This is a genomic window from Terrisporobacter sp., from assembly GCF_017888745.1.
Classification (GTDB): Bacteria; Bacillota; Clostridia; order Peptostreptococcales; family Peptostreptococcaceae; genus Terrisporobacter.
On record NZ_JAGHFM010000291.1, the window covers coordinates 1 to 9,153 of the forward strand.

Genomic DNA, 9,153 nt, shown 5'->3' on the forward strand with positions numbered 1-9,153 from the left:
CTTTAATACTGTCATATTTTACATTAGTATTTGGAGAATTAGTACCAAAAAGGATTGCATTAAAAAAAGCTGAAAAGATATCTCTTATATCAGTAAAGCCAATTTATTTTATATCTAAAATTGCAAAACCGTTTATAAAACTTTTATCATTATCCACTACTCTTGTATTAAAAATTACAAGAAATAATGATGCAGATATAGAAGAAAAAGTATCTGAAGAAGAAATAAAATCTTTGATATCACAATCACAAGAAGATGGTTGTATTGAAAGAGATGAAGAAGAAATGATTTATGGTGTTTTTGACTTTAATGATAAGACAGCTAAAGAAATAATGACTCCTAGAAATGAGCTTTTTGCCATTAACATGGAAGATGATATAAACAATATATTAGATGATGTATTAGGTTCAAGCTATTCTAGAATACCAGTTTATAAAGATACTATAGATAATATAGTTGGTATCTTATATACAAAAGATTTGTTAGTTGAAGCAAGAAGAGTTGGTTTTGATAATATTCAGTTAAAAAATATTTTACAAAAACCTTTCTTTGCTTTAGAAACAAGAAGAACCAATGAATTATTTAAAGTCCTAAAAGATAAAAAAGTTCATCTAGCTATATTATTTGATGAATATGGCGGTACTGTTGGTATTGTAACTATGGAAGACTTAATTGAAGAAATAGTTGGAGATATAGAAGATGAATACGACTCAGAAGAGTGTCTTGTTACTAAAATTGATGAAAACAACTTCTTTGTAAAGGCGTCTATGACTGTAACTGATTTTAATGACTTATTCGATTTGGATATTGAAATTGGTGAATATGATACATTAAATGGATATTTACTAACAAAATTAAATAGAATTCCAGATGAAGGTTCAAATTTCCAATTAGAAGATATTGAGTTTACAGTTATAAAAGTTGAAAATAGAAGGATTGAAAATATAAAAATAACTTTAAAAGATAAATGTGAAGAAAGCTTATCATAAGTTTTCTTCTTATAAATAGATAAGCCAAGGAGTAAAAAATGAATAAATTTAAAGACGAAATGATGAAATCCATAAGATATATAATCCCTATAATTCTTATGTTTTTAGGTATACTTACACTTAAACATTTTTCACAAATTACAGGCTTTATCAAAAGTAATATAGCTACATTAAGTGGAATTTTTACACCTTTCTTTGTAGGTTTTATAATTGCTTATATACTTAATCAGCCTATGAAGAAATTAGAAAGTAAATTTAAATTAAAGAGAGCTTTTTCTATCTTAATAGTATATGGAGTTACAATATGTATCATTGTATTTGCATGGTTGTTCATATTCCCAGTTATACAATCTAATGTAAACGATCTGTATGCATCTATTCCTCATGGAATAAGCCAAATAGAGAATATAATAAATACTGCTTCACCAAACTTTAACTTCAATATAAATAGTCCAGAGGTAAAGACTCAAGTAAATGACTTTATAACAAAAGTATTAGTTCCTTTGTCTACTTCTGTAGCAACTACTCTTAGTGATTTTATTATAAATATTATGGGTACAGTAGTTTCATATACTATAAATATATTCTTAGGTTTAGTCGTATCAGTATATCTACTTTTATCTAAAGAAAAATATTTAAATGAAGTTAGTTTATTAGCAAAAAAATTATTAAATAAGCATTATGAAAAAACTAAAGAATTTGTGAAAATCTTAGATAAAAATATAGGAGTTTATATTGTTGCTAAAGCTATGGATTCTACAATTTATGGTATAATTTGTACAATAATACTTTCTTTAATCGGCTCAAAATATGCTCTATTCGTAGGTATAATAGCTGGTGTTACAAATATGATACCATTCTTTGGGCCAATAATAGGAACAATTATAGCTGTTGTGGTAAATTTATTCTTCTCTGTAGAAAAAGCAGTTTTTGTATTAATAGTAATGATAATAGTACAACAATTAGAAAGTGCTGTACTTGAACCATATTTTGTTGGAAAACAAGTAGGTGTTCCACCTATATTTACAATGCTTGCAGTTACTCTTGCAGGAAAATATACAGGCTTCTTAGGAATATTACTTTCAGTACCAGTTACAGGTGTAATTTTAATATATGTTAAAAGATTTATCCATGCTGAAAAAACATCATTAGTAGAGGATGATCAAACATCATAAAATTTACTATTATAAATCATAAAAGACTTTGAAAATTAAACTTCAAAGTCTTTTTATAATTTAAGCAAGTTTTATCTCAATTTGTCCAAGAGATTTATCTTTTCCATCACTTCCAACCCTAGTCATTATATATATTTCATGAAAATCTCCAACAGTTTTTATGTTATTTTCTTTTATATATTTTATTATTGCTTCATAGTATTTACCAGAATGTCTATATGTATCGTCAAAATACATAGTTAAGTAATTTCCCTTTGGCATAGATATTATTTTTTCACCTTCATATGTAACATTTTCACCTAAGTGTATCATTACATTTTCACAATTCGCTATTCCTTTATCATTTACTTCCTCATAAGATATGGTAAAGGCTATTTCAGCATTTATATTTTCATAATCTCTTTCTACTTCTAATAAAATTTTTCTCAAGTTTATCTCAAATTCATCTGTATATCTATCTTTAAAATTATACTTAATAAATTTTCTTTCTGCGTTATACTTTATAAATATTTCATTTATTCCTTTATCTAAAGAAAAATCTATCTTCTTTTCCAATGACTCTACTTTATTTTTTATATTTTCCAATTCTTTTATCTTTTGATTTATTAATTCTTTTTGGTTACCTAAAATGTTTACTATTGACTCTAAAGAAGTATAATTATTTATAACTTCTTTAATTTCTTCTAAAGATAATCCCATTGCTTTACATTGTTTGATCAAATCAATAGTATTAAAATCTTTCATAGAATAGTATCTATATCCACTTTCTTTGTTAATATAAGAAGGCTTTAAAATTCCTATCTTTTCATAGTGTCTTAAAGTTTGTACTGAAAGATTATTTAATTTACCTATTTGACCTATGGATAAATACTTTCCCATTTAACTACCTCCTATTTACTTAACTATTAATAGTATTATCTAAATAAAAATTGCTTTATATACAAAAAAGACGAACTCAAAACTTAAGTTCATCTTTTATTATTACATATTTATTGATTCATGTCCTAACGTATTGCATTCTTTATTGCTTTTTTTAATAACAATATCTGTATATTTTTTCACGTTGGCTATTATATACATAGTTATAAATGTTAAAGATTCTGATGTTAAGACACTTGCCCAAATACCATTTAATCCAAATATCTTTGGTAATACATATAAACATATTGGTAAAAACACCATTGCTCTAAATATACAAAACATATTTGAGAATTTTGGTATCTCAACTGCTTGATAATAGACTAAAGTATCTAAATTTATACCACTAACTATATAAGCTAAACAAGCTATTTTTATACCGTTATATGCAAGGTCAGCTATATTAGGATCTGTTGTAAATATGCCTACTATACTTCTTCCAAATATCCAACACATTGCCGCTGCACTTATACTTACTACTAAAGAACTTACACAGTTTATTTTATAGAATTTTAACATTTTATCAGGGTCTTTTCTACCAAAATTATAGCTTATAAGTGGCTGTGCTCCAAATGTTAATCCTAATAACACCATGTATATATTTGTTGTTATATAGTTTATTATACTGTATGTTGATATACCTACTTCTCCCATATAACTTGAAAATGCTATATTATGGAAGAATACTATAATAGAGAAACTTAATTGACCAAAAAATGATGGGAATCCTATATTTAATACGTCTTTTAATGTTACTTTATTTAAAGATGTATTGCCAAAGCTTAATACTCCTCTTTTTCTTAAGAAATGAGGAAGAAGCATTGAAACTGTAACTATTTGCCCAAGACCTGTAGCTATTGCTGCTCCTTTTATACCCATATCTAGCGGGAAGATAAAAACATAATCAAGCACTACATTTGTTATAGCTCCAGCTATTGTAGAAACCATAGCAAGTTTTGGTCTATTATCATTCCTTACAAAACTATTTAATACGATACCTACTAAGTTAGGTATGCAGAATATTGCATAAAATCTTAAGTAATCTGTAGCCATAGGTGCTAAATTATCTGTAGCTCCTAACATTCTTACTATCGGCTCTGCAAATATTATACAAACCAAACTTGTTACAATACATATAATTAATAATAATTTCATTACTTGTCTAAATATATCTACTGCTTTATCTATATTATTAGCACCTATATTTTTTGATACTAATGCTCCCCCACCTACTGCTAACATATTCGCTATACCAATTAATACAACGGTGAAAGGAAGTACTATATTAACTGCGGCTAAAGCTGTATCACCAACACCTTGACCAACAAAAATACCATCTACCAATGTATATAATGATGATATAAAGTTTGCCAAAGCTGATGGTATGGCATAACCTAAAAATTGTGAAACCATGATATACCTCCTAATAATTTCAATAAAATATATTATAAAGTCTATAGTAGGTATAGAGTCAATATTTTTTTATTTGATATGAGGTAAAAACAAGAAATAAAACTACCTATTTGCAAATACAACAAATTAGAAGTTCACCATAATAAAAAATTCGCTTCGCTCATATCGCCAACGACTTCGTCCGTTGCTCAAAATTCGCTTCGCTTAAGCCACTGCGTGGGCGCTGCACTTCATATCACCAACGGCTTTGCCCGTTGCTCAAAATTTACTTTTTTACAACTTCTCAAACACATTGATAATGCTTTAACCTAGTAGTTTTCAGCAGTTGCAAACTCAATATAATTTCCTTGTATGTAAAAAAGGAGTATCTCTTTATATAATCTTGTTATTTAAAGATACTCCTTTTATTATTTATTAATCATATGTTTTTAATTAGCAAATTTCGCCACCTATAGTTTTTATGTCTTCATCATATAATACACAGGCTTCTATGGCAAGTTCTAATCCTTTTACTATTTCGTCTAATGACATAAATGGTGTGTTTTTCTTATCAATAACTTGAGAAGTCATATATGGTATATGTATAAATCCACCCTTTATATTAGGATACTTTTTATCTATCATATATAATATTCCGTACATTACATGGTTACATACAAAAGTTCCTGCTGTGTATGATAGAGTAGATGGTATATTATTGTCATTCATATGTTTAACCATAGCTTTTACTGGTAAATTTGTAAAATAAGCTGGTTGACCATCTTCTTTAATTACTTTATCAGTTGGTTGATTTCCTTCATTATCTTTTATTCTAAAATCATCCATATTTATAGCAACTCTTTCTGGTGTTATATCAAATCTTCCTCCAGCTTGCCCTACAGATATTACTATATCCGGGTTATGAGTTTCTATAGCTTCTTCTATTACTTTAACTGATTTATTTTGAACTGTAGGTATAGTTATTTTTATAACTTCAGCCCCTTTTATATTATCACTTACTCTTTTTACAGCTTCTTCCGCTGGGTTTACCGGTTCTCCTCCAAATGGATCAAATCCTGTTAATAATATTTTCATTATGTTGCCTCCGATTAGTTATAATTAAAAATTAAAATCCTAAAGTATACATTAAGAATACATGTATTACTAATAATATTAAAGCTACTGGTGCTTGTGCTTTTATCACCGCATTTTTATCTTTTAATTCAAGCAATGCTGCTGGTAGCATGTTAAAGTTTGCAGCCATTGGTGTCAATAATGTTCCACAGTATCCTGCTGTTAATGCAAGTATTGAACAAACTACTGGATCTCCACCTTGAGCAAATACAAATGGTAAACCAACACCTACAGTTATAACAGAAAATGCTGCAAAAGCATTACCCATTATCATAGTGAATACAGCCATACCTACACAGTAAGCTATAACCCCGGCTAAAATATTTCCACTTGGTATAACCCCTGATATAATTGAAGATATTTTATCTCCAACACCTGCTGCTGTAAATAATACACCTAATGATGCTAATAGTTGAGGAAGTATAGTAAATGATCCCATTGATTGATACATTCTGTTACTATCTTCTAAAAATTCCATTGGCTTAGCTTTTGTTATAGCAAATGTTAAACCAATAGTTACAACTGATGATATACCTATTGCTACTGTTCCTGAAAACTCAGTAAATGTTGCTATAAGCATAGCTATTATTGCTATTGCTAAAGAAGGTATAAATATTTTTAAACCTAATTGTTCTGCTTTTAAGTTTGTAAATGTTTCGTCTAATTGTTTTAATGTTCCTATATTTATTTGTTTAGTTGCTGATAAAATTGCTATTACAACTATTAGTAAACCTACTATAGCACTTGGTATATACTTTCCAAATATAAATATTACTGAAAGTATTCCCCAAAATAATGATGTACCAACTCTTGTTTTATGGTTAACATCTTTTAAAGTGAATACCATAGTAATTCCCATATATAATCCTATCATCATGTAGAATACTTCTAATAAAACATTTGAAAGTTGTGTTATATCCATTATGCAGCACCTCCTACATTATCTCTTCTAGAACTATATTTTTTATGTAATTTTCTATCTAGTAATATATTTTGACCTATCCATAATACTAATGATATGATAGCTATTGGTATAGCTGCTTTTGCTAATTGTAATGTATCCACATTCATTTCTAATCCTTCTAATGTAGAAGCAATTAAAAGTATACCTGAGTTCGCCATGAATACGTTTTGAGCACAAAAGTTTCCTATATTATCTGAAGCTGCCGAATAAGCTTTTATTTTATCTAAATCTTCTTCATCTAATTCTCCATATTTAGCAATTGCTGCCCCTTCTGCCATTGGACTTACTAATGGTCTTACAAATTGCGGATGTCCTCCAAGAGTAACCCCCATAGCTATAGTTGCCTCTCTTATAAATGTATATCCACTAAGTAATTTACCTGTAGATAATCCTTTTGCCTTTTTAATTAGCATTACTGCTTTAGCTTTTAATCCATATCTTTCACATAGACCTATTATCGGCACTGTTAACATGAATAAACAAGTTGTTCTATTTGTCATAAATCCTTCTCCTAGAGTACTTAATATTTCCATTATATTCATGTCAGCTACTAATCCAGTAGCTATTCCGGCTGTTACTACTACTGCTATTGTATCTAGCTTCATAGCAAAACCGATTATTATTATTAAAATTCCTACTAACTCCATATTGTCATCTCCCTTTCTTGACTTTGTTCTTCTTCGTTAGTTTTAATTAATTATATAATTTTATTATATGCATGTAAATATATTTTTCTATATATCTTAAAAAATTGTCAGAAAATATCGAATTAATTTAATTTTTTAGCATTTTATATATTATCCTTATTAATATTAAATTTATATGTATATTTATTTTATTTCTAATAAATTTTTTTACCTTAATCTGAACTTCTTCAAACTTTTATTTAATATTATAAAAACGTATTACATAAGTAATACGTTTTTATCTTTCACTTAATTTAATTAACTTTTCAACTTCTCCTTCTGGACAAATAAAACTTCCAATTGGGCTTGGTTTTCCAGAACAATATCCATGAAAATCTGTTCCACCAGTCATAATTAAATCATATCTGTTTGCTATATCTTTTATTACTTTTTTTACTTTATCTGAATTTCTAGGATGATTATATTCTACTCCTTGGATTAATCCTTCTTTCGCTAACTCCTCCAAAAGTTCTATAGAATCAAATTGTCCTGGATGTGCCATAACAGCTATCCCACCAACTTCTTTAATTAAGTTTAAAACTTCATACACATCTGGATAAGCTATTTTTACATAATGTTCTCCATCCTTAGATAGTAACTCCTTATATAAATCTCCCACAACAACATTTGTATATCCAAGGTCAGCCAAGGTATGCATTATATGATTTTCGTACATAGATTGACTTTTTTTACTATGCTGCTCTATTTGTTCCATTGTTATAGGAAAATCTTTCATTAAAGTAGTAGCCATTTCCTTTTTTGCATTCTCTCTTTTTATAAGAGTTTTATTTAAATATTCTTGTAATTTTATAATATCTCTAGGAAAGTAACAAAGTATATGAACTGAACGATTCCTTTTATAATCTTTCGTAGATATTTCAACTCCAGGTATTACAGATATACCTATTTTTTCTCCATAAGTATATGCTGATATAACACCTGCTAAAGTATCATGGTCAGTTATGGCTATGTAATCAAGCTTAATCTTTTTAGCAAAATCTAAAATATTTTCAATACTTAAAACTCCATCAGATAAAAAACTGTGATTATGTAAATCCGCTCTCATCTCAAATCCCCCTATATAGTTATTTCTATTAATACATTATCACGAAAAATATTTTTATGTCAATTTAGATAAAATATGATTCATTATTGTAAAAAATAAGCTTGATGTCTTATAGGATATAATACATCAAGCTCATTAAGTTATTTTAAAATTATTTATTTAGCATATGCTTTTTCCAATCTCCGTGTGAAACATATACTGCATCTCTTTCAAAAATATCATCTTTATCCTTATTATAGAAGTAAATATAACATTTTTCTTTTTCTTTATTTTGTATGTTTTCAACTTCTAAGATAATTTTATGATATTCATTTTCTGGATTATTCTCACTTATAAAACCTTCCATTTCATCCATAGCTTTCATTGTTGATTCATAATCGTCTTCATTGATAACCATAATTTCTCCTAATATTACATCTTCACCAGGAGTTATAGCTGGATATCCTTTATAAGGCATATGATATAACCTCATATTTTCTAGTCTAGCATCTTTTTTCTCTAATACCTTTCCAGCTAAGTATTTATCATAATTAAAAAATCCTTCTCTTAAACTTCCATAAACAAAAAAGTTAATGTTTTTCATTAGTAAATTTCACCACCTAATTTTTCTGCTTTTAAATTTAAAAGTATTCCATCTAATTGTTTTAATGTTCCTATTTTGTCAATCAATTTGATTTTAGGTTATGCAAAATTATATATTAACTATTATCAAATGTAAACTTTTTGATAAAATTTTATCTAAATCATTTTATTTCATCAATATTCTTATTTAATTACTAATATTTAAGTATTATTAAATTATTAAATTCTTAACTTTAATATTATTATA

Annotated in this window: 9 protein-coding genes; 2 read left to right on the forward strand and 7 right to left on the reverse strand. The window is 27.4% G+C overall.

Features of this window, described 5'->3' with window-relative positions:
- Positions 1–989, forward strand: a 989-nt coding sequence (locus tag J7G74_RS13355; RefSeq protein ID WP_297136238.1) for a hemolysin family protein, incomplete at its 5' end; no start/stop codon positions are given.
- 38 nt (positions 990–1,027) lie between these two features.
- Entirely contained in the window at positions 1,028–2,164 is a 1,137-nt protein-coding gene (locus J7G74_RS13360; protein ID WP_297136240.1) for an AI-2E family transporter, read from the forward strand.
- Positions 2,165–2,224: 60 nt separating this feature from the next.
- On the opposite strand, the gene J7G74_RS13365 is transcribed toward J7G74_RS13360, so the two are convergent.
- The 7 genes from J7G74_RS13365 to J7G74_RS13395 form a co-directional block, all read right to left on the reverse strand.
- Positions 2,225–3,043, reverse strand: a complete 819-nt coding sequence (locus J7G74_RS13365; protein WP_297136242.1) for a MerR family transcriptional regulator — start codon at positions 3,041–3,043, stop codon at positions 2,225–2,227.
- A 102-nt stretch (positions 3,044–3,145) separates the two neighbouring features.
- Positions 3,146–4,495 carry an MATE family efflux transporter gene (locus J7G74_RS13370; protein ID WP_297136244.1) on the reverse strand — a complete coding sequence of 450 codons (1,350 nt, stop codon included), beginning with the start codon at positions 4,493–4,495 and terminating at the stop codon, positions 3,146–3,148.
- Between the two features lie 432 nt (positions 4,496–4,927).
- Positions 4,928–5,569 carry a pyroglutamyl-peptidase I gene (pcp, locus tag J7G74_RS13375; protein ID WP_297136246.1) on the reverse strand — a complete coding sequence of 214 codons (642 nt, stop codon included), beginning with the start codon at positions 5,567–5,569 and terminating at the stop codon, positions 4,928–4,930.
- Positions 5,570–5,600: 31 nt separating this feature from the next.
- Positions 5,601–6,530 (reverse strand): DUF979 domain-containing protein, encoded by a 930-nt coding sequence (locus tag J7G74_RS13380; RefSeq protein WP_297136248.1) that lies wholly within the window; start codon positions 6,528–6,530, stop codon positions 5,601–5,603.
- Positions 6,530–7,219 carry a DUF969 domain-containing protein gene (locus tag J7G74_RS13385; RefSeq protein WP_297136250.1) on the reverse strand — a complete coding sequence of 230 codons (690 nt, stop codon included), beginning with the start codon at positions 7,217–7,219 and terminating at the stop codon, positions 6,530–6,532. The genes J7G74_RS13380 and J7G74_RS13385 overlap by 1 nt, the downstream gene beginning before the upstream one ends.
- A 277-nt stretch (positions 7,220–7,496) precedes the next feature.
- Positions 7,497–8,324: a PHP domain-containing protein gene (locus tag J7G74_RS13390; protein ID WP_297136251.1), complete on the reverse strand. Its 828-nt coding sequence runs from the start codon at positions 8,322–8,324 to the stop codon at positions 7,497–7,499.
- Between the two features lie 151 nt (positions 8,325–8,475).
- Positions 8,476–8,907: a gamma-glutamylcyclotransferase family protein gene (locus tag J7G74_RS13395; RefSeq protein ID WP_297136253.1), complete on the reverse strand. Its 432-nt coding sequence runs from the start codon at positions 8,905–8,907 to the stop codon at positions 8,476–8,478.
- Positions 8,908–9,153 lie beyond the last annotated feature (246 nt).

Coding starts and splice junctions, on each gene's coding strand:
- J7G74_RS13360 (WP_297136240.1), top strand. CDS start 1,028: ATGAATAAATTTAAAGACGAAATGATGAAATCCATAAGATATATAATC.
- J7G74_RS13365 (WP_297136242.1), bottom strand. CDS start 3,043: ATGGGAAAGTATTTATCCATAGGTCAAATAGGTAAATTAAATAATCTT.
- J7G74_RS13370 (WP_297136244.1), bottom strand. CDS start 4,495: ATGGTTTCACAATTTTTAGGTTATGCCATACCATCAGCTTTGGCAAAC.
- pcp (WP_297136246.1), bottom strand. CDS start 5,569: ATGAAAATATTATTAACAGGATTTGATCCATTTGGAGGAGAACCGGTA.
- J7G74_RS13380 (WP_297136248.1), bottom strand. CDS start 6,530: ATGGATATAACACAACTTTCAAATGTTTTATTAGAAGTATTCTACATG.
- J7G74_RS13385 (WP_297136250.1), bottom strand. CDS start 7,219: ATGGAGTTAGTAGGAATTTTAATAATAATAATCGGTTTTGCTATGAAG.
- J7G74_RS13390 (WP_297136251.1), bottom strand. CDS start 8,324: ATGAGAGCGGATTTACATAATCACAGTTTTTTATCTGATGGAGTTTTA.
- J7G74_RS13395 (WP_297136253.1), bottom strand. CDS start 8,907: ATGAAAAACATTAACTTTTTTGTTTATGGAAGTTTAAGAGAAGGATTT.